This is a genomic window from Paenibacillus radicis (ex Xue et al. 2023), assembly GCF_024722015.1.
In the GTDB taxonomy this organism is placed as follows: Bacteria; Bacillota; Bacilli; order Paenibacillales; family NBRC-103111; genus Paenibacillus_S.
Map to the genome: position 1 here is coordinate 94,590 of NZ_JANQBD010000024.1, position 24,939 is coordinate 119,528.

At 45.0% G+C, this 24,939-nt stretch carries 19 protein-coding genes; 17 read left to right on the forward strand and 2 right to left on the reverse strand.

Going from position 1 to position 24,939, the window contains the following annotated elements:
- Positions 1-83: 83 nt before the first annotated feature.
- Complete coding sequence (locus NV381_RS28175) at positions 84-845, reverse strand: DeoR/GlpR family DNA-binding transcription regulator (protein ID WP_258216632.1); 762 nt, start codon at positions 843-845, stop codon at positions 84-86.
- 193 nt (positions 846-1,038) lie between these two features.
- Between NV381_RS28175 and NV381_RS28180 the strand changes: the two genes are divergently transcribed.
- The 7 genes from NV381_RS28180 (at position 1,039) to NV381_RS28210 (ending at position 11,037) form a co-directional block, all read left to right on the forward strand.
- Complete coding sequence (locus tag NV381_RS28180) at positions 1,039-1,809, forward strand: SDR family NAD(P)-dependent oxidoreductase (protein WP_258216633.1); 771 nt, start codon at positions 1,039-1,041, stop codon at positions 1,807-1,809.
- A gap of 260 nt (positions 1,810-2,069) precedes the next feature.
- Positions 2,070-3,629 (forward strand): extracellular solute-binding protein, encoded by a 1,560-nt coding sequence (locus tag NV381_RS28185; RefSeq protein ID WP_258216634.1) that lies wholly within the window; start codon positions 2,070-2,072, stop codon positions 3,627-3,629.
- 137 nt (positions 3,630-3,766) lie between these two features.
- The gene (locus NV381_RS28190) at positions 3,767-4,783 is read left to right on the forward strand and encodes a response regulator transcription factor (RefSeq protein ID WP_258216635.1); all 1,017 of its coding nucleotides are present in this window, start codon (positions 3,767-3,769) and stop codon (positions 4,781-4,783) included.
- Entirely contained in the window at positions 4,780-6,603 is a 1,824-nt protein-coding gene (locus NV381_RS28195) for a cache domain-containing sensor histidine kinase (RefSeq protein ID WP_258216636.1), read from the forward strand. Before NV381_RS28190 ends, NV381_RS28195 begins: the two co-directional genes overlap by 4 nt.
- Before the next feature lie 117 nt (positions 6,604-6,720).
- Entirely contained in the window at positions 6,721-8,523 is a 1,803-nt protein-coding gene (locus tag NV381_RS28200; RefSeq protein WP_258216637.1) for an alpha-L-fucosidase, read from the forward strand.
- 657 nt (positions 8,524-9,180) lie between these two features.
- The gene (locus NV381_RS28205; RefSeq protein ID WP_258216638.1) at positions 9,181-10,137 is read left to right on the forward strand and encodes an ABC transporter permease; all 957 of its coding nucleotides are present in this window, start codon (positions 9,181-9,183) and stop codon (positions 10,135-10,137) included.
- Between the two features lie 72 nt (positions 10,138-10,209).
- A complete protein-coding gene (locus NV381_RS28210) occupies positions 10,210-11,037 on the forward strand; it encodes a carbohydrate ABC transporter permease (protein WP_258216666.1) in 828 nt (275 codons plus the stop codon).
- A 16-nt stretch (positions 11,038-11,053) separates the two neighbouring features.
- Here NV381_RS28210 and NV381_RS28215 read toward each other — a convergent pair whose 3' ends face one another.
- Positions 11,054-12,640: an AraC family transcriptional regulator gene (locus tag NV381_RS28215; RefSeq protein ID WP_258216639.1), complete on the reverse strand. Its 1,587-nt coding sequence runs from the start codon at positions 12,638-12,640 to the stop codon at positions 11,054-11,056.
- A gap of 158 nt (positions 12,641-12,798) precedes the next feature.
- Between NV381_RS28215 and NV381_RS28220 the strand changes: the two genes are divergently transcribed.
- The 10 genes from NV381_RS28220 to NV381_RS28265 all read left to right on the forward strand — a co-directional run bounded on the left by NV381_RS28220 (position 12,799) and on the right by NV381_RS28265 (position 24,904).
- Positions 12,799-13,827 carry an ABC transporter substrate-binding protein gene (locus tag NV381_RS28220; protein WP_258216640.1) on the forward strand — a complete coding sequence of 343 codons (1,029 nt, stop codon included), beginning with the start codon at positions 12,799-12,801 and terminating at the stop codon, positions 13,825-13,827.
- A 94-nt stretch (positions 13,828-13,921) separates the two neighbouring features.
- Positions 13,922-14,926 (forward strand): FecCD family ABC transporter permease, encoded by a 1,005-nt coding sequence (locus tag NV381_RS28225; RefSeq protein WP_258216641.1) that lies wholly within the window; start codon positions 13,922-13,924, stop codon positions 14,924-14,926.
- The gene (locus tag NV381_RS28230; protein WP_258216642.1) at positions 14,923-15,975 is read left to right on the forward strand and encodes a FecCD family ABC transporter permease; all 1,053 of its coding nucleotides are present in this window, start codon (positions 14,923-14,925) and stop codon (positions 15,973-15,975) included. The genes NV381_RS28225 and NV381_RS28230 overlap by 4 nt, the downstream gene beginning before the upstream one ends.
- 43 nt (positions 15,976-16,018) lie before the next feature.
- Positions 16,019-16,867, forward strand: a complete 849-nt coding sequence (locus tag NV381_RS28235) for an ABC transporter ATP-binding protein (RefSeq protein ID WP_258216643.1) — start codon at positions 16,019-16,021, stop codon at positions 16,865-16,867.
- 203 nt (positions 16,868-17,070) lie between these two features.
- Positions 17,071-18,258 carry a glucuronate isomerase gene (locus NV381_RS28240; protein ID WP_258216644.1) on the forward strand — a complete coding sequence of 396 codons (1,188 nt, stop codon included), beginning with the start codon at positions 17,071-17,073 and terminating at the stop codon, positions 18,256-18,258.
- 150 nt (positions 18,259-18,408) lie between these two features.
- The gene (locus NV381_RS28245) at positions 18,409-19,314 is read left to right on the forward strand and encodes an ABC transporter permease (protein WP_258216667.1); all 906 of its coding nucleotides are present in this window, start codon (positions 18,409-18,411) and stop codon (positions 19,312-19,314) included.
- Between the two features lie 19 nt (positions 19,315-19,333).
- Positions 19,334-20,206, forward strand: coding sequence for a carbohydrate ABC transporter permease (locus NV381_RS28250; protein ID WP_258216668.1), 873 nt, complete (start codon positions 19,334-19,336; stop codon positions 20,204-20,206).
- Between the two features lie 133 nt (positions 20,207-20,339).
- A complete protein-coding gene (locus NV381_RS28255) occupies positions 20,340-21,908 on the forward strand; it encodes an extracellular solute-binding protein (protein ID WP_258216645.1) in 1,569 nt (522 codons plus the stop codon).
- A 116-nt stretch (positions 21,909-22,024) separates the two neighbouring features.
- Positions 22,025-23,044 (forward strand): response regulator transcription factor, encoded by a 1,020-nt coding sequence (locus NV381_RS28260; protein ID WP_258216646.1) that lies wholly within the window; start codon positions 22,025-22,027, stop codon positions 23,042-23,044.
- Complete coding sequence (locus NV381_RS28265; RefSeq protein WP_419182310.1) at positions 23,045-24,904, forward strand: sensor histidine kinase; 1,860 nt, start codon at positions 23,045-23,047, stop codon at positions 24,902-24,904.
- Positions 24,905-24,939: the final 35 nt, after the last annotated feature.

Genomic DNA, 24,939 nt, shown 5'->3' on the forward strand with positions numbered 1-24,939 from the left:
AGACGGCGAGAAGGAATAGCCTTCTCGCTTATTTGCTGTTCAAGGGCATAGGGTGATGACTCTGACAGGAGAAGTTAAACAACCTAATGCCCTGTAATAACCTCAATGCCGAGATGCTGGATACTTTGGATTATTGCTTCATCCGTTTGATGGTTGGTGATTAAAGTATCCATTTCGTTCAGTTCGGCAAACGAAATAAGAGCCGTCCGGCCGAATTTGGTATGGTCGGCAAGCAGAACCTTTCTATGTGATGATTTAATCATCCGCTTCTTCAGCTCCGCTTCTTCCCGATGAAAGATGGACAACCCTCTCTCCAGATCAACTCCGGAACATCCCAAAAAGGCGATATCCACATTCAGCTCACCCATCATGCTGAGAGCACTGGGGCCGATGATCGTGTACGTGCTTTTTCTACGATAACCGCCAAGGATACACAGCTCGATGTCATTGCTGTCAGCTAGAGCCGTAGCGATGTTGGTATCATTCGTAATTACTGTAAGGGATCGGTGCTGCATGAGTTTGGCAAGCTCCAAAGTAGTAGAGCCTGCATCCAGCAGCACGACCTGCCCATCCTCTATGAGCTTGTAAGCAGCAGCGGCAATCTGCTCCTTTTCCCCGTATTGTCTCGTTCTTCTCTTGTGAATGGGCAGCATAGATTCCGAATGATCAATGAGCACGGCTCCTCCATGAACCCTTTTCAAAAATCCCTTTTCCTCCAGCTTCTCCAAATCTTCACGAATTGTTTTTTCACTAACCTGCAAAGATTTGCTTATTTCAGAAACTTTTATAGATCCTGTGCTATTTAAAAACTCTACAATTTTAGTATGTCTGACATCAGATAACATGGTCTCTCAACTCCAGGCGTGATTTCGGCTTTTATTTACAATGGTTCGAAAAGGTACATTTATGTTTGAAAAAGTTCGAATGTTATGGTACTGTAGAAGTTAAGTATAACAAATCTTACTTTTAAAAGCGATATGGATTGTAGAAAGTACTAATTGGAACGAAATCAGAACAAATCGGAAGGGGAATAACAAAATGAAGATTGATTTGAGTAATAAAGTAGCATTGGTAACCGGATCCGGGGGAGGCATTGGCCGAGCTATCGCTGTGGAATTGGGCGGCTGTGGTGCCAAAGTTGTGGTTCATTATCTGGGAAATCGTGATGGCGCCGAAGAAACGGCTAATGAAATACGCAAAGCTGGCGGGGAAGCGGTTGTTCTACAAGCGGATTTGACGGATTTGGAGCAAATTGAAAGATTGGTTTCAGAAGCTGAGAAAGCATTCGGCAGCGGCGGTCTTGATATTCTCGTTAATAATGCGGGCAACTTGGTGGAAAGACGCAGTATTGAAAACATGACCTATGAGCTGTACAAAGAAATAATGGACGTCAATGTGCTGTCCACTGTGTTTGTTACAAAAGCGGCAATTCCTGGTATGAAAGCAAGAGGAGCCGGTTCGATTATCAATATGAGCTCACTCGCTGCACATAATGGCGGTGGACCTGGATCCGGCATTTATGCTGCTTCCAAAGGAGCTGTACTTACATTAACCAAAAGCCTGGCAAAAGAATTGGCACCGAATGGCATTCGAGTGAATTGTATAGCACCGGGCTTTATTGAGGAAACGAAGTTTCATGCTACCTTTACATCAGAAGAAGGCAAACGTGCATCCATTGCAGGCATTCCGCTTGGACGCAGTGGAGTACCGCAGGATATCAGCGGCATTGTAGCTTATTTTGCTTCCTCTTACAGCTCGTTTATTACAGGAGAAACTTTCGAAATCAATGGTGGAAACTTCATGCGCTAAGCGCTGCTGCATCAAGCAATAATTACTATCATCTTGCAAATGAGGATAGCTTTTGTCAAGCTGTTATGACAAAGGCTGTTCTTTATTTATGTCCAGGATTATTAAAAGGAGGGACTTGGTGGAATAATAACGAGTGTATTTTGTTAACACAAACACAACATGATTGGTAAAAAACACATTCCTGATCGGACAAAGGGAGGTTAAGATGTGTATATATCCAACACAACGGATAATTTCGATAGAGAATGGGGCAGAAACTAATGAAAAAAGGGATGGTTGTCACATTGGCCTTCGCTTTGACAGCTGGCACAGTTGCGGGTTGCGGTGGAGAAACGAATCAAAAGTCTGGCGGCGCAGCCAAACAAGATGAAGTACAAAAGTTCTCCATGTCAATGACCACAAGCGGATTCAAATATGCTGAGAAAACAGCGGATGTTAACAAGGAAAAATGGGTGAATAAGCTGGAGGAGCTTTCAAAAGTAGATCTTGATCTCCGGATGATCCCATTGAAAGATTTTGACCAAAAAATGTCGCTCATGTTTGCTTCCAACGATATACCTGATGTAGTCCAGAATGTTGGCGGCGCTACTACCAAGGGGATGTCCGGATCCGTAGAAGCTGGAGTCTTCATGCCTTTGGACGATTTGCTCAAGCAATATGCTCCAAACATAATGAAAGCGGTCCCAAAGGAAGCGTGGCAGGAAACGAGCTTCAACGGGAAAATTTACGGAATTCCATCGTGGCTATCCAATCCTTCTCGCCGGGCGACCTTCATCAGAACGGATCTGCTTGCCAAAACAGGGCTTCCAGCACCGAAAACTGTCGATGATTTTTTGAAGGTTATGAGAGCACTTAAAGCAAATGGGGTTGAGAACCCGTACCAAATGCGTGAAAACTTCAAGTATGCAGATACTATCCTGGGGGCCTATGATGTGCTTCCTGCTCAGTTTGAAGTAAAGGACGATCAAGTAGTACCTAAATTCTTCGATGTGGAGAATATGACCAAAGCGCTTCAAACCTTCAAAACAATGTTTGATGAAGGCTTGATCCCGAAAGATTTTGCGTCTATCAGCTCATCGGATTATAACAAAAACATTGAAGCGGGCAAGGTAGGTATGTGGTCGGCCAATGCTCAAGGGTTGGCAGGTTATAGAAGCAAATTGAAGAACTTGGTAGCGGATGGGAAAATTGAGATTATTCCATCTCCTCGCGGACCGGAAAATTTCGGCGGACATTTGCTCTACTCTAGCATTAATACTTCTTATTACATTAATAATAAAGTTTCGAAGGAAAAAGCGATCCGGATTATTCAGTTTTTCGAATGGATGCTAACACCCGAAGCTGAGAAATATTTCTCATTCGGAATTGAAGGCGAGACTTATACAATGGAGAATGGCAAAGTCAAATTCACGCCTCCGACAGCAACTGAGGCAATTGAAGAGGACCAATTCCGTGGTATGTTCTGGTTTGTACACGATACCGTATACAATAAAGCCAAAGAAGAGATGACAGAAGACGGGCGCGACATGATCAAATATTTTGATACCGTAGTTTCTAAGGAAGGTTTAGGTTCCATCCGTTTCGTACCGGCACTTGAAGCGTACTCGAAATATCCGGATGTTGCACCTCAAGGCGACGATGTAGGACCTAAATTGATCATCGACCATATGGTCAAAATGATTTACGGCAAGGAGCCAATCTCAGACTGGCCGAAAGTAATCGAGGAATACAAAAATAAAGGCGGCAACGATATCCTGAAAGAAGCTACTGAGCGTTACAAGAAAGGCAATGGAGCCATCGTTACTAAAAACATCAGCTAGTTCAAAGAAATGGAAAAAGGGTTTGTTCCTGCAAGCGGACAAATCCTTTTTTTGAGCGTATAATTAGAAGGTATTGGCTATGTGAGCACGTTTCTATAATTAAGTGACAAACGTGAAGGGTGGAGGCTTGGGACAACATGAGATTGTTAATTGTAGATGATGAACCGGTAATTCGCAGCGGCTTGATGATGATGGCGCAAAGCTATGAGCCTAAATTCCAACAAATCGAAACCGCTGTAAACGGTGTTGACGCACTGGAGCGAATTATTCAGTTTGAACCCGACCTGCTGCTGACTGATATCCGTATGCCCAAAATGGACGGCTTGGAGCTTTGCCGGAAAGTATATGAAAACTATCCCCATATTCTGATGGTTGTTGTCTCGGGCTATAGTGATTTTGATTATGCACAAAAATGCCTGTCGTATGGCGTTAAGCACTATTTGCTAAAACCCGTTACACCACCGGATTTACATGATGTATTCAACATCATCAGGAAATCCCAATCCCAGGGCTATATTCCGGTATCCCTCTATGTGGAGTGGGTTGAACGGATAGAGCACAGTATTTGGTCCCTTCAAGAGGACGAAATGGCCAAAATTATGGTTGAGTGGAGAGAGCATTGCTCACATTTATCCGCTCCGCAGTTGAAGGATCAGCTGCAGGATGCAGCAGTACTGCTGCAAAAGCAGTTTCAAGAGAAGAACCGCCCTCTGAACATTGATCTGGCTGAAGGCTTCAAGGCTTCCGGCAAAGCGGATCTGTTTAAGGAATTTGAGGAACGGCTGCAAACGGTTTTGACGGATATTATGGCTGTGCGCCGGGGCAACTATAAGGATCCGATGGAGGAAGCCAAGGCTTACATTGACAACAATTTGTCCGTTGATATTTCCTTAAAGGAAGTGGCGGATATGATAGGCATTACACCGAATTATTTCAGCACGTTGTTCAAAAAAATGAGCAGTGAAACATTCGTCAGTTACCGCATTAATAAAAGAATGGACAAGGCCCGTGAGCTGCTGGCCATTCCCCATAAGCGTACTGTGGATATCGCGGCAGAGGTAGGGTATGACGATTACCCGCATTTTACAAAAACTTTTAAGAAAATCTTTGGCATTTCGCCGTCCGAATACCGCGCTTCGTTGGGGATCAAATGAAAAAGCTTAATTTATACCCGAAGCTGTTTCTTTCCTATTTGATTGTCATTATGATTTCTTTGACCAGCGTTGGTATTTTTTCATACTGGACTTCTTCCAGGGAGCTTGACCAAATTGTGGAGAAACAGCTATCGCAGGTGGTAGGCAATGCAGTACACCATACAGACCTGTATATTCGCAATTATGAGCGGTCTATGGTGTCGTTATTGAATAGTAACTACGTCAAACGGTTCATTGATCTCCCCCAGGGAGAAACGGGTTATCCCTATTATGAGCTGCGCAAGCTCATGAAGGAGCTTCTTATTGAGCCTGCATTTGCCCGCAATCCGGAGATTGCTGATATTTTCATAATAAGCGCTGATAATAATGCAATGTATTTTTATAATGATTCGATCGGCGAATCCTTCAACAAGCAGCAAATTCAACAGCAGCTGGAATTTTACAGAGCTAATACGGACAGTCAAGGAAGCTTGAGTGTACTTAACCACAGCATCCTGTCAGGACAACAAAATATGATGGTAACCCTTGTTAGGCAGATTCGCGGACTTTCCTCTACAGAGCCCAAAGGTATTCTTGCAGTCGAATTACGGGCCGCGGAGCTTTCGGAGCTTTGGAAGGGAATTGATTTGGGGGAGAACGGTTACTTCTTCATAGCAGATGAGAATGGAAAATATGTGTACCACCCGGATAAAAACAAGATAGCTGCAAGCTTACCCGACCAGATTCAAAGCCAGGTGCTGGAGGCGGGCACTAATGCGTTTGTCGCAGTTATTGACGATAAGCCGCAGATGTTTATGAGCCGCCGCTCTAATTACGGGAATTGGAGGCTGGTCGTTTCCATGTCGGTGGAGGAGCTGCGCAAACCGAGCGATACCATCCGGACAACGACGATCGTCATCGGCTGTTTAACCTTAGGAATCGCTCTTTGGCTAGCCTATCGTTTCGGGAGATCTATCACAGGGCCCATACGCATCTTGAAGGGGGCCATGCGTCAGACGGAGCAAGGGAAATGGATCACCATTCCACTGCCGGAGCATCGCGACGAGATAACAGAGCTGATGAGCCGCTACAATTTGATGGTGACCCGGCTTTCTGAGCTGGTTGATAAGGTGTACCAAGCCGAGCTGAGTGATCAGAAGAGTCAGATGGAGCGTCAAAAGGCAGAGCTGCAATCATTGCAGCTGCAGATCAACCCTCACTTTTTATACAACACGCTGGAAACGATTGTTTGTTATGCGGTGATTAGAGACTCGAAGGAAATTTATGAAATCGTCAAAGCGCTTGCCTATATGCTGCGATATTCTGTACAAACCAATTTGGAAGAAATAACAGTAGCGAACGAATTAAAGCATGTTATGTTCTATCTTGTGGTGCTCAAGCATCGTATCGGTAGGGAGTTTGATGTGGATGTTGCCATTCATCCCGATTATTTGCTTCATAGTATGGTTCGGCTGACGCTGCAGCCGTTGATTGAAAATGCATTTCAGCACGCCTTTGCCGACGGGGTGGAGGATTATCATTATATTCGAATCGATGCTGGCGAGGATAAGGATACGTTCTGGATTAGCGTCGAGGACAACGGAGTTGGAATTCATGAAGCGAAGCTCGAAGAACTGCGTGAGAAGCTAGGCACTAACCAGCTTGCTGATAAGGAGAGCGGCTCTTCCCAAGGGATTGGCGGCATTGGGATTGTCAATGTTCACCGAAGAATTCAGATGGTGTTTGGTGAGCAGTACGGCTTGCAGATTGAGAGTCAAGTGGATAGAGGAACGAAACTGATCATGATCATGCCTGCTTCAGATCAAGGTAAAGAAGGTTGAAGGTGGTAGTCGGTTGAAGGATAGGCTGCTGCTGCGAAGCAAATTTCAATAAAGCGAAACTCAGAATATGCTTACGAAGAAAGATTCGCTAAAGCGAAACTCTTAGGAGGAATTCCGATGCATGAACAAGAGGATTTAATGGATAATGCGGGACATAGTGGACAAGAAAGCGTGCCCGCACTAACAGTAAGCGCAGATCAAGATGCCCGAATGGCTTGGTGGCGTGAAGCCAAAGTAGGGCTGTTTATACATTGGGGCTTATATTCGCTTCAGGGGGGCTTTTGGAAAGGGCAGGAGGTACAGGCCTCCTATGCGGAGCATTTGATGCTCCGGGCCCAAATTCCGGTACGGGAGTATGAAGAAATTGCTGCAGAATTTCGGGCAGAACGCTTTGAAGCGCGGCAGTGGGCTCGAATGGCGAAGCAGGCTGGGCTCCAATACTTGATATATACAGCAAAGCATCATGATGGCTTCGCCATGTACGATTCGGATGTATCGGACTATAACATGGTTCAGCGGACGCCATTCGGACGCGATCCGCTTCGTGAGCTGGCAGATGCATGCCGCGAGGAAGGAGTGAAGCTGTGTATTTATTACTCCCATTCAATGGATTGGCATCATCCCGATTCACAGGGAAACATATGGGATTACCCTGCGAATATAGGTGCGTATGATGATGTGGCATCATGGATCGATGATGAAGATAAACGCAGCCGATATGAGAATTATTTAAGCAGCTTCGCGCTTCCCCAGGTAAAGGAGCTGTTAGAGAAATACGGACCTATTGGTTTGATGTGGTTTGACTGCGGTCATAAGCTTACAGCTGAACAGGGGACAGCCTTCGTGGAACAGGTTCGCGGAGTACAACCGGATTGTTTGGTTAATCGCCGCGTGTGGATGGAGCCTTATGGGGATTACGGCAATTCATCCGATAATCAGCCGCATGTAAGGGTTCCGCGTGAGGACTGGGAATCCATCGCTACTTTCAACGATTCCTGGGGCTATAAAGCTACCGATCATAACTGGAAGACATCGGTTGAGGTGCTGCAGCAAATGATTGATGTACTCAGCCAGAACGGCAATTTTGTTATTAATGTTGGACCGACCGGGGATGGAGCATTTGATCCCAAATCCGTGGAATTGCTGGAACAAATCGGGGCATGGATGCAAATCAACAGTGATGCCGTATACGGTACTCGTAAGAGTCCGATAGGTAAACCTCCTTGGGGAAGAAGCACGATAAAAGACAATACTTTATACCTTCATATCTTCGAATGGCCTCAGTCCGGGAAGCTGGTTGTACCAGGCCTAAGGAATGCTGTTCTGAAAGCTTACGCACTAGCAGATACGGAACGTAGGGCATTGCCGGTTCATCGTCAGAACGAAGAGGACATTGTTATCGATGTTCCGCAGGAGCTGATGGCTTCGACCATTCCGGTGTTTGCCGTTGATTTTGCTGGCGCTTGCGACGCCAGTTCGGTTTCTCTATTGTACACACAGGACTATCCGAATAGATTCGATGCATTCGATGCTCATATCGCGGGCTCAACTTTACGTTATGACACAGGGAAAAAGGATCATGACAACCTTGTTAATTGGAAAATCTTGGACGATGAGGCTTCATGGAAATTCCGCAGCAGTGGAATAGGACATTGGAAGGTAGCTTTAGAATATGGAGCGGATGAGCAGGCAGCTGGGGGCAGCTACGAGCTTTCTGTTTATTCCAGCAGTACAGGAGAGAGGGTAGCTCATATTCTGGGGCAGATTCGCTCTACAGGCGGCTGGTATGACTTTGACGTTGTTGATATCGGCAGCCTTAGTATTCCTCATGCAGGAGAGTATGTATTGAAGCTTGGCGCCGCTTCTCTTGAAGGCGATATGTTAATGTGTTTGAAAAGAATCGTACTGGAACCGAGTTGAAGTTCGGGCTTGCCGTAAAAAATGAGCTGGTCCAAAAGTGTATCAGCGAAGAAGTGCATTCCTAAGCAATGTACAAAGACGCTTCCAAAACCACTAGGTAAGTGGGGATGGAGGCGTTTTTTAACATCCAAGAGAGTTTGAGCGCCTTACAGCACTAAAGTGAGATGTCCTTTCTAATATAAGCTTGCCAAGGGTGCTCTATTTATTTCGCAAGATGAGCCCTAAAGGATTTTGAACGGAACGGAGAGTTCCGTTATTCCATCAGCCGCATCCAATCTGGGATGATAGCGGAAGTGGGATTTCCGTTATGTTGGCCGAATTGGACCATGTATGCACAAAATCAGAGTGATAACGGAACTGGCTGTTCCCTTATCACTCTGATTTTTGGACTTTTCAGGAGATAAAGGAACAATTACTTCCGCAATTGCCCTTCACTTCCGTAGGTGCAGTACTGGCGTGTGTGCGGTCGTAATCACACATCCATCCCTCCAGATGTACAAACGTAACTCGTACACAAAGCCGGTTTTTTCATTCATTTTCTGTGGCGCTATTGTTGAAAAACACATGTACAATTGAAGTTTCTCCATGGTTTCACCTAGGGGCTCATAGTATGATGAGACCATCAAACATTTATGTGGAAAGAAAGGAAAGACAATCATGGCATCAAAAACGGACACTTCAGGACAAGCTGTATACACTTTTACTTCGAAGAAGGCAAAAAGAGCGTTTGTCATTAAACACTGGCCTTTATATTTGATTTCTATTCCAGGGCTTTTTTATTTTGTCATTTTTAAATATATCCCCTTGCTGGGTTCGTCGATTGCTTTTCAAAACTATAACATTTTTAAAGGGGTCACAGGTAGTCCGTGGGTAGGTTTTGAGCATTTTAAACGGATGTTTGCTTATGAAGAATTCCTCGTCATTCTAAAAAATACATTGCTGATCGGGATGTATGATCTGGTGTTTGCATTTCCCATACCGATTCTGCTAGCGCTTCTGTTAAATGAAATTCGTTTCAATGGCTATAAAAGAGCTTTACAGACCATCATCTACATGCCGCATTTCCTTTCATGGGTTATTGTCGGCGGGATTATCATCGGTTTGCTTTCTCCGACTACAGGGATCATTAACCACATACTGGGCTTTTTTAATATTGAACCTATCTATTTTCTCGGGGAAAACAGCTATATTCGTTCGATTCTGATTAGCTCAGGCATTTGGAAGGATAGCGGATGGGGAACAATCATTTATTTGGCTGCTATAGCAGGTATTAATCCGGATCTTTATGAAGCGGCGGAAATCGATGGAGCAGGCAAGTTTCGTCAGGTGGTATCCATTACACTGCCCACAATTCTTCCTACAATCACAATCTTGTTCCTGCTGCACATTGGAAGCTTTTTGGATTTCGGGTTTGAACGGGTTTATGTATTTTTAAATTCGCTTAACAGTGAGAATGGTCAAATCCTGGATACTTACGTGTATCGTGCCGGTCTTCTGGATCGTCAGTATAGCTATACAACAGCAATCGGACTTTTTAAATCGGTCATTGGTTTATTGCTAATAATGTTTGGTAATGCGCTAAGTAAAAAAGCAACCGGAAACGGTCTATACTAACTTAATTTCAGTCAAAAGGGGGCAAGAAACGTGATTTTAACTAAAGGACAGCGCGCGTTCCAGCTATTTAATATGGTTTTTCTGCTTGTTATCGGACTCACTATGATTCTTCCAATCATAAATGTGATTGCACAATCTTTCAGCAATGCAGTTTCGATTAACAGCGGATCAGTTGGGCTTTGGCCTATAGGCTTTACACTTGAAAATTATCATATGATTCTAAAGGATCCCTCCATTTGGATCTCTTTTCGAAACAGTGTCATCATTACCGTGTTCGGTACATTGATTAATCTGATCGCTACTGCAAGCTTGGCCTATCCATTGTCCCGTGCCGAGTATATTTATAGAAAACCTGCGCTTTTACTTGTGCTGTTCACAATGATTTTCCATGCGCCGCTTATTCCGAATTATTTGCTCCTGAAAAATCTTCATATGCTCGATACTTTATGGGTACTTATAATTCCAGGCGCCATTAGTGCCTATAACTTGTTCGTTATGCGGTCTTTCTTCATGAATTTGCCGACGGAGATGTTTGACTCGGCCAAAATGGACGGCTGTGGCGAGTTCCGTATGATCTGGAGTGTTGTTCTCCCGTTATCCAAGCCGGTTATGGCGACGATGGGGATCATGTACGCAGTTGGTAACTGGAATATGTATTCTCAAGCGATTTACTACATCAGCAGCAGAAATTTGATTCCCCTTCAAGTACGGCTGCGTGAAATAGTAATCACGGACAACTTGGGTTCAGCTGACGTATCATCCGAATTGCTGCTGTCCGTTTCACCTGAGGGACTCAAGATGGCGGTAATCGTTGTGGCTACAATCCCGATTATGCTGGTGTATCCATTCCTCCAGAAGCATTTCATTAAAGGGATGATGGTCGGATCTATCAAATCATAACTCTAAATAAAATGAATCAGCGCAACAGCAGGTTGACCATAGTTGTAATGATCTGATTTCTCCCTAATGGTGTCCAACTGGTTTGCAGCCAATTTGGAGTGAAGTAAGTTTTATTATCAGTTACTGCATGTATGGTTTTCCATGAAGGGGTTTGCTGAAGCTTGGATAATACAGCTTCAACATCCGGATGACCGATGTACTTGCTAATAAAGAGATGCTCGGACTCCATGGGTGGAAATTGCTCCGGTAGTAGTTCATCCCTCATTTTATTAGGTGGAACGGCGCTGCCTGGATGGAGTCCAAGCTCTGAGTATAGCAGTTCATTTAATGGATGATTGGCCGCACCTTGAATTCTTATCCCCTGGGGTATTATCTGCAGGAAAGTTATACGTTCATTTCCCATAGCTTTACTTAATTGATTTCGAGCCTCTAAAGTTCTTTCATCTAATTGATGGAACGTTTGGAAGGCTTCTTTTTCTCGTCCAACGAGTTCGGCAATTTTCATATGTATAGTACGCCAGTCCAGGTGATGATCCAGAATGACTGTAGGGGCGATTTGCTTCAATGACTCGTAGAGTGGTTGATGAAAATAATCGCCGATAATCAAATCAGGCTTTACAAGCCGCAATTGTTCAAGCTGCGAGGTTAATCTGCGGTTGTATTCGGCATCATCCATCCAAGGATATCTGTAGCAATCCACCCCTGCTGCCGCAGGCATTCCGATAGAAGCAAGGTTGTCATGAAAGCAAGTACGAGAGGCTGCAGCTACTTTCAACCTTTCTCTTTTGATAAAGAGGGAGGGGGAAATCCCGACAGACTCTTTAAATATTCGGCTAAAATAGTATTCGCTGCCGTATCCGATTGTGACAGCGACATCTTTAATAGAGCAATCCGGCGTTAACCGGCTTTTGGCTTGATTGATGCGAATCGTGTTTAAATAATCAGTCGGATTGCTTCCGGTTTGCCGTTTGAAGCTGCGGCAGAAGGCATTCGGAGTGAGCTTGGCAATTTCGGCTAGCGTCTCCCGTGTTATTTTCTCATGAAAGTGTTGGTGCATATAAGTGATGCAGGAATCAATTCCATTGCTCTGAGTCCCGTCTGAAGGTTCTTGCCGGATACCTCTTGCAATGAGATCGATGAGCGATTGCAGCTGCAAATCCGGGTCTATAAGGTTCGATACTGTCCGGTTATTTACTGTAGTGTAAAGCTCGTCTATTCTTTGAAGCAGCTGCTTGGCATCCTGAATATATAAACGACCGGCAGGCAGGCTGTGAAGCAACCCGATTGAGCTCTGAAGCTTCCAGTGATTGTTTCGCTTAGCTGCCGCTACGGTTTCAATAATAATGAGGTAATATTCGAGCTCCTTGCCGCGCGAAGCCGCCTCCAAGGTCATCCCCGGAGCGAAGTAGAAGAGTTGGAGAGGCTCCACTGAATAAGTGGCATCATTAACGGTCAAAGTCCCTTTCCCTTTCGCAATGAAACAAAGCATGGGTACAGGAACTGTTCTACGCTGAATGGTAAAGGTATCCAAGCGCTTGAACTTGCGAATGGATGATAGTAAATATAGCGTTCGTTGCATGTGGGCAGACGATTGAACGGACAATGCGTTTAGCTCCTCTCCATGGGAATCGTTAGCTCTTTTTTAAGGTAGAATTGTATAACAAAACGGATACTTCAGGTCATGGACGATAGTTAACCCATGCTTTAAACTATTAGATGATAACAAGAATCATTATCATTGTAAAAGGGAGAGAAAGATACATGAATCGAAAACGCAAGACAAGAACGGTATTAGGGTTACTGTTATTTATAATGGCCCTGGTATTATCTGCATGCGGAAGTGCCGCCACTAATCCACAGCCAGCCTCTGGCAATCAAGGAAGCGCTGGGACCGCTCCGGCATCCGCGCAGAAGCCTGCTGAGCCAGCCAAGCAGCCGGAAGCAAGCGCACCCTATACAGTTAAACATATTATGGGGGAAACTACGGTAAAAGGGAATCCGAAAAGAGTCGTTATATTGGTCAATGATGCTGTTGAAGCCTCCTTGGCATTAGGAATCAAGCCCGTTGGCATGGTCAAAGCTTGGGGAACTCAACCTTATTATGACCATTTGAAGGATAAATTGGAAGGGGTACAAATTGTCGGGGACGAGAATCAACCGAACCTGGAAGCTATTGCAGCTTTGAAACCGGATTTGATTATTGGTAATAAGCTTCGCCAGGAGAAAATCTACCAACAGCTTACCAGTATAGCACCTACCATTTTCTCGGAGCGTACTAATTCGGACTCATTGATCAACTTCAAAACATATGCCGAAGCACTTAACAAAAAAGAAGAAGGCGATAACCAGCTGGCAGCCTTTGAGAGCAAGGTAAAAGACCTTCAAGCAAAGCTGGGAGACAAAATCAATACCAAGGTATCCTTGTTGCGCTTTTATTTGGATGATAAGGTTCGTCTCTACTATCAAGATACGTTTGCAGGAGGCATCCTTAAGCAAATCGGTCTGAAGCGGCCTGCTGCTCAGGATAAGCCTACATTCGCTGATATTATTGGCAAGGAACGGATTCCAGATGCGGATGGGGATATTATGTTCTACTTTACATTGGAAGATGATAAAGGATTAACAACCAAAACAGAAAAGGCATGGCAGGAAGAAACCCTTTGGAAGAACCTGGACGTTGTTAAAAAAGGCAAAGCCATCAAAGTTAATGACGGAGTATGGAATTCGTCCGGTGGTATCCTGTCGGCCAATTTATTGGTGGATGAGTTAGCGAAACATTTACTGAAATAGGCTTATAGAAATAGCTCTAGCTCTGCAAACCCGCATCCTGCTCGGGAATTCCGGATGCGGGTTTGAATTTCGTTTAATAAGAAGGGTTTGAAAGATGATATTTCATAGCAATTTAGCCAAACTAACGGGATTTATTGCCTGCTTATGTTTAACCGTATTGTTGTTCCTTGCGAGCAATGTATATGGATATACGAATACGACATGGTCAACTTTCCAAGATGCCTACATCGCATTTAACGGCAGTAACGAGCATGTTATTATTCGCGATATTCGATTGCCACGTGCAATTGTCGGGGCACTTGTTGGAGGAGCCCTGGCCATTGCGGGTGCATTGATGCAGGCTTTGACGAGAAATCCGCTGGCTTCTCCCGGTATATTGGGAGTTAATGCAGGAGCCGGATTTTTTATTGTAACCGGTTTTTCAGTGTTTTCATTGACCTCACAGAGCGAATTTATTTGGATGTCCTTACTTGGAGCAGCAGTAGCGGCCATCTCTGTATATATGGTCAGCTCCGTTGGGTTTGAAGGATTGACACCTCTTAAGCTGACTTTTGCTGGAGCAACCATGTCAGCGCTGTTTACTTCATTCACTACGGCTATCCTCGTAACCAATGAGGGTGTACTGGACAATATTTTCCTGTGGCTGGCAGGTTCGGTAGACGGGCGCAAGCTGGATGTAATTTTGCCGGTGCTTCCCTTTATATCACTAGGCTTCATATGCGCTCTATTTCTTGGTCAAGCGATGAACGTTATCTCAGTTGGCGAGGATGTGGCTAAGGGTCTTGGCCAGAATACTTTCAGAGTCAAGCTTTTCACCCTTCTGATTGTTGTGTTTCTTGCTGGCAGCTCGGTGGCTCTGGCAGGTCCAATCGGCTTTATTGGTTTGGTTATCCCTCATATCGTTCGCAGTCTGGTAGGGATTGATTATCGCTGGGTGATCCCCTATTGTGCTTTATTGGGAGCATGTCTATTGCTCGCAGCCGATATTTCAGCTCGATTCGTTGCCTTTCCTAAGGAAGTCCCAGTAGGGATCATGACAGCAATCATCGGAGCTCCCTTCTTTATTTATTTGGCCCGAAAGGAGCTGAAGAAGCAATGAACCGTTATGCCGCTATACGAGCGCAACGCTTGCGTTTCTCTGTGATTGTTGATATGAAAGGGATATGGATTCTTTTATCCGTCCTGCTGTTTTTGGCTGCACTAATGGTAACAAGCATAGGTATCGGAACCCTCTATATTTCGCCGTTAAGAACTTTGCAAATTTTGTTCGGAGGGCCCAACGGTGAAGCTATGGAAACTACTATCATCTGGAACTTTAGGCTGCCAAGGATCATTCTGGCTAGTTTGGCTGGTATGGCTTTGGCACTGGCCGGAACGATTTTGCAGGCGGTTGTCCGTAATCCTCTGGCATCCCCGGATATCATCGGCATTACAAGCGGTGCGGCGATGATGGCGGTATTATTTCTGGCCATTTTCAATGCAACTATAAGCATATTCTGGATGCCGTTGTTTTCTTTCGCCGGAGCTGTAATTGTCTCGATATTCATTTATTTGGTCGCATGGAAGAAAGGCGTTTCTTCCATGCGAATGATTTTGGTAGGACTTGGCGTATCGGCGCTTCTGGAGGCTCTAAAAACTTTATTTATGATTTTCAGTCCTATCGCGGTTCTTAGCCAGGCTAAAATCTGGATAACGGGAACCGTTTACGGCGCCAACTGGAATACGGTTAAGTTTTTCTCCCCCTGGTTTTTGTTGTTTCTGCCGATCTTGTTCATCCTCGTTCGGAGGATGAACATTCAGGTGCTTGGCAATGAACTGCCCGTATTGTTAGGCGGACGTATCCAACTCCAGCGATTTGCGCTTATATTTACGGCGGCAGGACTTGCCGGATCTGCAGTTGCTTTCGTTGGCGGGATCGGCTTTGTCGGCTTGATGGCTCCGCATATATCCCGCAGGCTGGTAGGCGGCTCCCATGGAGTCCTCCTGGTCTGCTCGGCTGCCGTCGGAGCCATCCTTCTCGTTACAGCAGATCTCGTTGGCCGTACTTTATTTGCGCCGAAGGATATTCCGGCAGGGGTCTTTACGGCTGTTCTAGGAGCGCCGTTCTTTTTATACATGTTGATCAAGGTGAAGAAAAAGCAAGTGTAGTATAGAGCTCGGCATGGCAGCGAGACAGAAAGGAGAGGTAAGCATGACTGATTATACTTTATCCGCGCAGCAGCTGACGTTATGCTATGGGGATACAACCATCATCAACCAGCTGAATTTGCAAATTCCGCAGGGTCAAATAAGTATTCTAATCGGGAGCAACGGATGCGGAAAATCCACATTACTGCGCTCATTTGCAAGGCTCCTTCAGCCTGCTCTGGGCGCAATTCTTTTGAATGGACGCAATATTTCGCGATTGTCCACCAAGGATGTTGCGAAGCAAATGGCTGTACTTCCGCAAGAGCCTGTACTTCCGGAGGGATTAACCGTGCTGCAGCTTGTACGATTGGGACGTTATCCCTATCAAAGCTTATTTCAGCAATGGTCTGAAGAGGACGAAGCTCAAGTGAGAAGGGCGTTGGAAGTGACACATCTGGAGCACTTATCGGATCGGGACGTAGACTCGCTCTCAGGAGGGCAGCGCCAACGGGCATGGATCGCCATGACGTTGGCACAGGACACGGAGGTGCTGCTGTTGGATGAGCCGACAACCTATCTGGATATGGCGCATCAGGTAGAAATATTGGACCTGCTTTATGATTTGAATCAGAATGAACAGCGTACTATTGTGATGGTTCTACATGATTTGAATTTGGCTTGCCGATATGCACACCATATTATCGCCGTCCATAACAAAGGGATTCATTCTCAGGGATTACCGGAGACTATCGTAACCAAGGAGATGATTCGTGAGGTATACGGTATGGAGTGTGAGATCGGAACGGATATGCTTTTCGGTACGCCGGTATGTATCCCGCATGGAAAAGGGCGGAAGATAATACCTGAGGCTGGAAGTCCGAGCAATCGTGAATTACATAAGGCGGTTTTATAAAATGTGCACTTCAGGAGCATCATGCGAACGAGTCTGTCCTTTAAGTCCATGACTTATCGGATAGACTCGTTTTTTTAGTGTAACAGCGTAAATGATGACAAGTCACCATAATTTATTCAATTCAGCTCTGCTCATTTTTTAGTTAATATGAAAAAGCGGATAAATGAAAACTAAAAAGAGTCCAACGGAGAGGATGAGGGCCTATGTCTTGGCAAAGGGAACAATTCATGAATGAGGTAGCCAGTTTGGCTGTATTGGATACCCACACACATCTGGTAGGGGACCGACTGTGTGCTAAGGACTTTTGGGAGATAGCCCACTACTTTTGGTTTTTTCGGGAGCTTCAGGCTGCAGGTTATCCAGCGGATGCGATGGATTTGCCGGAGGAAGAAAGGATCATTCAGTTTCTTGCCGCTTATCGGGCGACTAGAAACACTTTGATGAATTGGGTCGTTACCCATGTATTCAAAACACTTTATGATATCGAGCTGTCGGATGAACCTGCAGTACGCCGGGCTGATGCTGCTGTACGTGAATCAAGCCAGCGTGAGGGCTGGGCTCAGCAGGTTGCGGACAAGCTGCAAATCCGCGGATTTGTCGTCAATATTCCAGAGCATGCGGAATTTCAGGGGATGGATCGCAACGCGCTGCTCATTCCTCGTATTGACGGAAGATTGGGCGGATGGATCAAGAACATTCAGCAAGCCGAAGATCCTTCTTCTGCCTTTGAAGAAGTTGCCGGAGTAATTGGCAAGCTGCTGGAAGATTATCGGCAGCTGGGCTGTACAGGTATAATGACTACCCTACCTGAGTATGAGGCCAGAGCCAATGAAACGTATCCGTTAACACGCGGCATTCCGAAGGATCAGATCATGATGAGGTTGCTGCATAAGATTTGCGAAGAGCTTGAAGGTAAGGGAATGTTTTTGCAATTATTTCTTGGCGTAGAGCGTTCCTGGTGCGGGACAGCGGTTCCAGTTAATGATCCTGCGCGCATTCTCAAGCTAACCGGACTTTTTGAAAGGTACAGCTGCAAGTTTGAGCTAGTTGTGGCTTCGGAAATGAACAACCTCGATGTCGTTCAGGCTGCATGGAACTTCCCCAATGTTCATCTGGGAGGATTGTGGTGGTTTAATTTCCGCGCGAGCACTTATCGTGACTGTATGCAATACCGTTCAGAAGCGCTGCCGGGTATTAAATGCTCGCTAATTGCCTCGGATGCGAGGTGTATCGAATGGAGCTACGGGAAAATATTACTCGTTAAGCGGCTAATGGGAGAATATCTGTATGGGCAGATCGAAGCCGGCTGGTTGAATCGGGATACTGCACTGCAGCTTGCAGAAGCATGGCTGTATAAAAGCGCGGCGCAAAGGTATGGTCTTGCAACATAAAAAAACACAATCCGTCTGCAACTATTTCCATGGATTCATGAGTTTCTCCAACGTATGATTATATAAGGAAGATGAAGCTGGAAAGTGAGGAAATATATGGGGAATAAAACAGAGGCAACAAAGCAAACCGCATACGGGTTAACAGCCCGTATGCCCAAGAAGCCGATAGTGCTGCCGATAAACTGGGTGCTTTATTTGATTTCAATTCCGGGTATATTTTACTTTATTATTTTCAGATATATTCCGTTAATGGGCTCGGTCATCGCTTTTCAGAATTATAACATTTTTAAGGGGATATCCGGCAGTCCTTGGGCCGGTCTTGAGCATTTTAGACGAATGTTCGCTTACGATGAATTTCTGACTATACTGAGAAATACGATTTTGATTGGCTTTTATGATTTGGTGTTCGCATTTCCTGTACCTATTATATTGGCTTTGCTCTTAAATGAACTCCGAATCGTTATATTCAAACGCGTGGTGCAGACGGTTGTGTATATGCCGCATTTCCTGTCGTGGGTAATTGTAGGCGGGATACTAGTAGGCTTGCTTTCACCGACAACCGGATTCGTCAATCATGTAATGGGGACGTTCGGAATCGAACCGATCTATTTCCTGGGAGATAACGAATATATACGAAGCATTCTTGTAGGAGCTGGAGTCTGGAAGGATAGCGGCTGGGGGACCATTATATATTTGGCTGCCATAGCGGGAATAAATCCGGATTTGTATGAGGCTGCGGTTATCGATGGGGCTGGGCGTCTGAGACAGACTATTTCGATTACAATACCGAGCATAATGTCGACGATTACAATTCTGTTTCTGCTGCATATCGGAAATTTTTTGGATTTCGGTTTTGAAAGGGTTTTCATATTTTTGAATCCTTTGAACAGCGAGAATGGAGAAATTATTGATACCTATGTGTTTCGTGCGGGTTTAGTAGATCGGCAATACAGCTATACAACAGCTATCGGGCTGTTCAAGTCATTGGTCGGGTTTATGCTTATCGCCATAGGAAATACGTTGAGTAAGAAAGTGAACGGTGAAGGTCTATATTAAGAATGCTTGGGAGGTGAGCATATTGATCATTAGCAGAGCGGAACGAAGCTTTCAAAAGTTTAATGTTATTTTTATGATCTTGATTGGCCTAAGCATGATGCTTCCGATCGTGCATGTTATAGCGCAATCGCTCAGCAGCAATGCAGCCATTAACAGCGGAAAAGTGTCCTTTTGGCCGGTTGACCCTACTGTCGGTAACTATAAGGTTATTTTGGCGGATAGTTCAATGTGGTATGCGTTTCGCAACAGTGTCATTATTGCTGGCTTTGGTACGCTTATTAACTTGACGGCAACGGCGTCGCTTGCTTATCCTTTATCCAGACCGGATTATAATGGGCGAAAAATCATCCTCATTCTTATTTTGGTTACACTTATTTTTCACGCACCTCTCATTCCTAATTATTTATTAATCAAACAGCTTGGGCTGCTAAATTCATTATGGGCATTGATGCTGCCCACGGCGATCAGTGCTTTTAATTTATTTGTTATGCGCTCCTTCTTTATGAATTTGCCAAGTGAGCTGCTCGATTCGGGGAAAATAGACGGCTGCGGCGAGCTGCGGCTCATATGGAATATCATCCTGCCATTATCCAAGCCGGCGATGGCTACGATGGGAATTATTTATGCGGTTTCCAACTGGAACGCCTACTCAGCTGCGATTTATTACATTAGCAACCGGACCCTTCTTCCTTTGCAGGTAAGGTTGAGGGAGATTGTATTTACGGATAATTACGGACAATCCGATATCAGCTCCGAGCTCATAGCCCAGCTATCTCCCGAAGGTATCAAAATGGCTGTTATTGTTGTAGCTACATTGCCGATAATGCTGGTCTATCCTTTTTTACAAAAGCATTTCATTCAAGGTTTGCTCGTTGGTTCTGTGAAATCATAAAATATAACATATCAACATAAAATTCCCAATTTAATGCAATTCTTGCTTACGTTAAGATTAGCAGTAATAGCGGTTTGTCATTTAGTCAACAACGGATGACAGCGCATACATTTTGCTGAAAGAAGGGGTATCCATGAGGAATAAAAAAGCAATCTGCGGTTCTTTGGTTGCAGTATTAGCAGTAAGCAGTCTCGCTGCCTGTTCTGGCGGTAATCAAGCACCGGCTGCTGAAGCGCCTGCGGCGGCTGCTAATAAAGGGCCTACGAAATTTTCGATCACCTTTCCAACGACAGTAAATACAGGCTACCATACCCGAATTCCGGATCTCAATAACGATAAATGGGTGAAGAAGCTAGGGGAGCTGTCCAATACGGTTCTGGATGTGAAGGTTATCGAAGAAACCAAAATGAGTGTCATGTTCGCCGGTAATGATATACCAGATGTAGTAGGTAATATCGGTACGCCTTCGAATAAGGCGATGTCCGGTTCCGTTGAAGCCGGAGTGTTCATTCCACTCGATGACCTTCTGAAGCAGTATGGGCCTAATCTGATGAAAAAAATTCCGAAAACCGCGTGGGAGGCAGTATCGTATAAAGGGAAAATTTATGGCATCCCCGACTATTTGAACAATCCTTCACGGCGCGGGACCTTTGTCCGAACGGATTTGTTGGAGAAGACTGGCTTGGCGGCGCCTAAAACCGTAGATGAATTTTTGAACGTTCTAAGGGCATTTAAAAAACTGGGCGTGGAGAATCCGTATCAGATGCGGGAGAATTTCAAATATGCGGATACGATTCTGGGGGCTTTCGACGTCCTGCCTTACAAGGATCAATTCGAACTGCAAAATGGACAGGTAGTCCCGAAATTTTTTGACTCGGAGAATATGCAGAAGGCGCTTCAAGTTTACAAGACAATGTACGATGAGGGTCTGATTGCCAAAGACTTCGCGACTATCTCCTCAACCGATTATACGAAGAACATCAGTGGAGGCAAAGCGGGTATATGGTCTGCCAATGCCGCAGGGCTTGTAGGTTTCAGGGTAAATAACCAGCAGGTGCTGCCTTCAGCCAAAGTAGATATCATCCCATCGCCTAGAGGTCCTGAGGGCAAGGGGGGTTACTTCTTTTATACGCCTGTTGTCCGTTCCTTCTATATCAATAAAAATGTTAAGCCCGATACGGCTATCGGCATTGTGAAGTATTTCGACTGGATGGCAACGGATGAAGCGGCTAAATTTTTCACCTTCGGGATCGAGGGGGATACGTATACAATGGAGAACGGCAAGGTGAACTACAAATTTCCTAAGACGAAGGAAGAAAACGAGGAGGAAGGCTTCCGCAGTACATTGTGGGGAGCTCAGGACTCCACCTACAACAAGGTTAGATTAGAGATGGATGACAATGGAAGGGATACGTTGAAGGCGTTTGACGAAGTATTGGCAAAAGAAGGGCTTCCAGGCATAGGGTTCAATCCCGAGCTAAGCAGCTTTGCTAAATTCCCTGATCTGGCCACTCCACAGCAGGATGTTGGACCCAAATTAATCATTGATCATATGGTCAAAATGATTTATGGCAAGGAGCCGATCTCCGACTGGCCTAAAGTCATTGAGGAGTACAAGAGCAAGGGCGGCAACGAAATCATTAAGGAAGCAACGGACCGTTTTAATAAAAAGGACGGAGCTTACGATCTTTCTGTAAAATAATCATAAAAAAACACAACCTCCGAATACCTATTTCTATTGTAGAAAATTGCCCAAGGCAGTATGATCAAGCCAAGAGCGATGATGTACATGGAATGGTTGAAGGGGGTTGTATTTTTATGCAAATACTCATTGTAGACGATGAACCGATTATTAGTTTAGGGCTTATTAAAATGGTGCAAACCTATACACCCGCCTTCAAAGGAATCCGGACAGCGATGAATGGACACGAAGCCTTAAAGCTGATCGCCGAGCTGACGCCTGACATTGTACTAACGGATATCCGAATGCCCAAAATGGACGGATTAAGCTTGTGCCAGTCGATACATGAGCAATATGAACATATCCAAACCATTGTTATATCAGGCTATAATGATTTTGAATATGCACAAAAATGTATGGATTACGGTGTGAAGCACTACTTATTGAAACCGGTTACAAAATCGGACATTCATGAGGTGCTTGATAAATTAACGCGCAAAATGGTGCGGGGGTACGTGTCCGTATCCTTATATGCGGAGTGGGTTGACCGGATGGAGCAAAGCATTTGGTCGCTGCAAATGGATGAGCTGGAGCGGTTGACCGGTCAATGGAGGACAACTGTCTTGTCGTCTGGTTTGACGTTAGCACAAACCAATGAGCTGCTGCAGGACTGCTTAGTTTTGCTAATAAAACGTTTTCAGACGCGGCGATTCTCACCGTATCTTGCCAAGACGGATGTGGCAGCAAGCAGTGTGAAGGAGGCTTTAGACATTTTTGAGTTCCAGCTCAAGCAGCTGGCGACTGATCTGCTTGCGATACGGAACGGCAATTTCAAAGATCCGATGGAGGAAGCCAGAGCTTATATCGATAGCCGCTTATCCCAGGAAATCTCACTTGATCAGGTGGCCATGATGGTGGGATTGACACCAACTTATTTCAGCGCGCTTTTTAAAAAGACGACTCAAGTGACCTTCGTACACTACCGGATCCATAAGCGAATGGAAAAGGCAAAGGAGCTGTTGGCAATCCCGCATATTCGTATTGTCGATGTGGCTTTGGAGGTAGGCTACGAAGATTACCCGCATTTCACCAAAACGTTCAAAAAAATTGTAGGTGTCTCGCCTTCCGAATATCGGTTCGGCATAGGTATCCGATAAATGAAAAAGAGAAGCTTATACCGTAAACTGTATATTTACTTTTTTATCGTCATCGTTGTTTCTTTGGCGAGTGTCGGCATATTTTCCTACCGTACTTCTACTCAAGAATTAGACATTCTGGTACAAAACCAAATGACTCAAATCGTTACCAATGCAGTTAATCATACCGATCTGTATCTTAAAGCTTATTCACGCTCCATTGTTTCGTTGTTAACCATTCGTGAGCTGAAGCAATTCATTGATCGTCCACGGAATCTGCATGAGTACGAGTTTTACGAATACCGTAAGCAAATCAAGGAGATAGGTGTGGATTCGCTGTTTATCCGCAACCCCGAGATTGCCGCCATCTATGTGATCAGCTTTAATGGTAACGCCGTGTATTATTATAATGAGGTACCGGATCAGCCGTCCTTTACAGCCGCGCAAACACAGGAACAATTGGATTATTTCAGGGAGAACACAAGGGAAAACGGACAATTAGGAATTTTAAATCATAGTATTATGAGCAATCAATCGAACCAAATGTTGACTTTGGTAAGGCAAACCAGGGGGCTCTCCGATCCATCGCCGCAAGGAGTGCTGGCCATTGAAATCCGTTCTGCAGATCTGTCTTCATTATGGAAAGGAATTGAGCTCGGCCCGAACGGCTACTTTTTCATCATGGATGATAAAGGGCGTACCGTTTACCATCCACAATCGGATCAAGTAGGAACCATCACGAACAATGATTTAAGACAGAAGATCATTGAGGCGGGCTCTTCGATGTTCACAGATGATAGCAGCGGTGAGCAGCGGGTCTATATGTCAAGGAAATCTGATTATTCAGGTTGGAGCCTGGTTGTATCGATGCCATTGGACGAGCAGCGCAAGCCGGTTGAGAACATCCGGTCGACAACAATTATAGTCGGTTTATTCACGTTATTGTTTGCTCTGGGATTAGCTTATCAATTCGGGCGTTCTATTACTGGTCCGATCAAAATTTTGAAGCAAGGGATGCGGGAGACGGAGAAGGGGAATTGGGCGATCATTCCGCTGCCCAAGCATATTGATGAGATCGTTGAGCTGATGATGCGCTATAATTTAATGGTCAATCGGCTGTCGGAGCTGGTAGAAAAGGCATACCAGGCGGATTTGAAAAATCAGGAAATCCAGTTGGAGCGGCAGCGAGCGGAATTCCAGTCCTTGCAGCTGCAAATTAATCCGCATTTTTTGTATAACACATTGGAGGTTATTGTTTGCTATGCATCTATTCGCGAATCCGAGGAAATTACTGAAATAGTAAAGGCACTTGCCTACATGCTGAGGTATTCGGTTCAAACAAATTTGGAAGAAATTACTGTAGCTAACGAGCTTAAGCATGTTATGTACTTTCTTATTGTGCTGCGTCATCGGATCAACCGGGAATTCGAAATTGATGTAGCGGTTAGTCCGAAGCTTTTATTGCAAAAGATGGTTCGACTTACACTGCAGCCTCTAGTGGAAAATGCATTCCAGCACGCGTTTCCTGATGGTCTGGAGGATTACCATACGATTAAGATTGATGGAGGCATGGATGAGAAGGTTTTCTGGATTAGCGTGGAGGACAATGGGATCGGTATCGCACAAGATAAGCTTATCCGTTTGCAGGAGCAAGTCAACTCGAATCGGTTAGCAGACGGAGAGATTGATGAGAAAGGAAGAAAAGGCGGGATCGGTATCCTTAACGTACACCGCCGGATTCAGATGGTGTTCGGGGATCAGTATGGTTTGCGAATTGAAAGCGAGCTGGAGCGGGGGACGAAAATAATATTGGAGATGCCTCATACACCAGCGGCAGGGCCCATAGGGACAGGTAGTTCCATAAAGCTGGAAATGAAATAGTAAACTGCGCTTGAGTAAGCCATTTATGCTTAAAG

What these genes read in the sequence shown, in the direction of transcription:
- NV381_RS28175 (WP_258216632.1), bottom strand. Translation starts at nt 845, where the DNA reads ATGTTATCTGATGTCAGACATACTAAAATTGTAGAGTTTTTAAATAGC.
- NV381_RS28180 (WP_258216633.1), top strand. Translation starts at nt 1,039, where the DNA reads ATGAAGATTGATTTGAGTAATAAAGTAGCATTGGTAACCGGATCCGGG.
- NV381_RS28185 (WP_258216634.1), top strand. Translation starts at nt 2,070, where the DNA reads ATGAAAAAAGGGATGGTTGTCACATTGGCCTTCGCTTTGACAGCTGGC.
- NV381_RS28190 (WP_258216635.1), top strand. Translation starts at nt 3,767, where the DNA reads ATGAGATTGTTAATTGTAGATGATGAACCGGTAATTCGCAGCGGCTTG.
- NV381_RS28195 (WP_258216636.1), top strand. Translation starts at nt 4,780, where the DNA reads ATGAAAAAGCTTAATTTATACCCGAAGCTGTTTCTTTCCTATTTGATT.
- NV381_RS28200 (WP_258216637.1), top strand. Translation starts at nt 6,721, where the DNA reads ATGCATGAACAAGAGGATTTAATGGATAATGCGGGACATAGTGGACAA.
- NV381_RS28205 (WP_258216638.1), top strand. Translation starts at nt 9,181, where the DNA reads ATGGCATCAAAAACGGACACTTCAGGACAAGCTGTATACACTTTTACT.
- NV381_RS28210 (WP_258216666.1), top strand. Translation starts at nt 10,210, where the DNA reads ATGGTTTTTCTGCTTGTTATCGGACTCACTATGATTCTTCCAATCATA.
- NV381_RS28220 (WP_258216640.1), top strand. Translation starts at nt 12,799, where the DNA reads ATGAATCGAAAACGCAAGACAAGAACGGTATTAGGGTTACTGTTATTT.
- NV381_RS28225 (WP_258216641.1), top strand. Translation starts at nt 13,922, where the DNA reads ATGATATTTCATAGCAATTTAGCCAAACTAACGGGATTTATTGCCTGC.
- NV381_RS28230 (WP_258216642.1), top strand. Translation starts at nt 14,923, where the DNA reads ATGAACCGTTATGCCGCTATACGAGCGCAACGCTTGCGTTTCTCTGTG.
- NV381_RS28235 (WP_258216643.1), top strand. Translation starts at nt 16,019, where the DNA reads ATGACTGATTATACTTTATCCGCGCAGCAGCTGACGTTATGCTATGGG.
- NV381_RS28240 (WP_258216644.1), top strand. Translation starts at nt 17,071, where the DNA reads ATGTCTTGGCAAAGGGAACAATTCATGAATGAGGTAGCCAGTTTGGCT.
- NV381_RS28245 (WP_258216667.1), top strand. Translation starts at nt 18,409, where the DNA reads ATGCCCAAGAAGCCGATAGTGCTGCCGATAAACTGGGTGCTTTATTTG.
- NV381_RS28255 (WP_258216645.1), top strand. Translation starts at nt 20,340, where the DNA reads ATGAGGAATAAAAAAGCAATCTGCGGTTCTTTGGTTGCAGTATTAGCA.
- NV381_RS28260 (WP_258216646.1), top strand. Translation starts at nt 22,025, where the DNA reads ATGCAAATACTCATTGTAGACGATGAACCGATTATTAGTTTAGGGCTT.
- NV381_RS28265 (WP_419182310.1), top strand. Translation starts at nt 23,045, where the DNA reads ATGAAAAAGAGAAGCTTATACCGTAAACTGTATATTTACTTTTTTATC.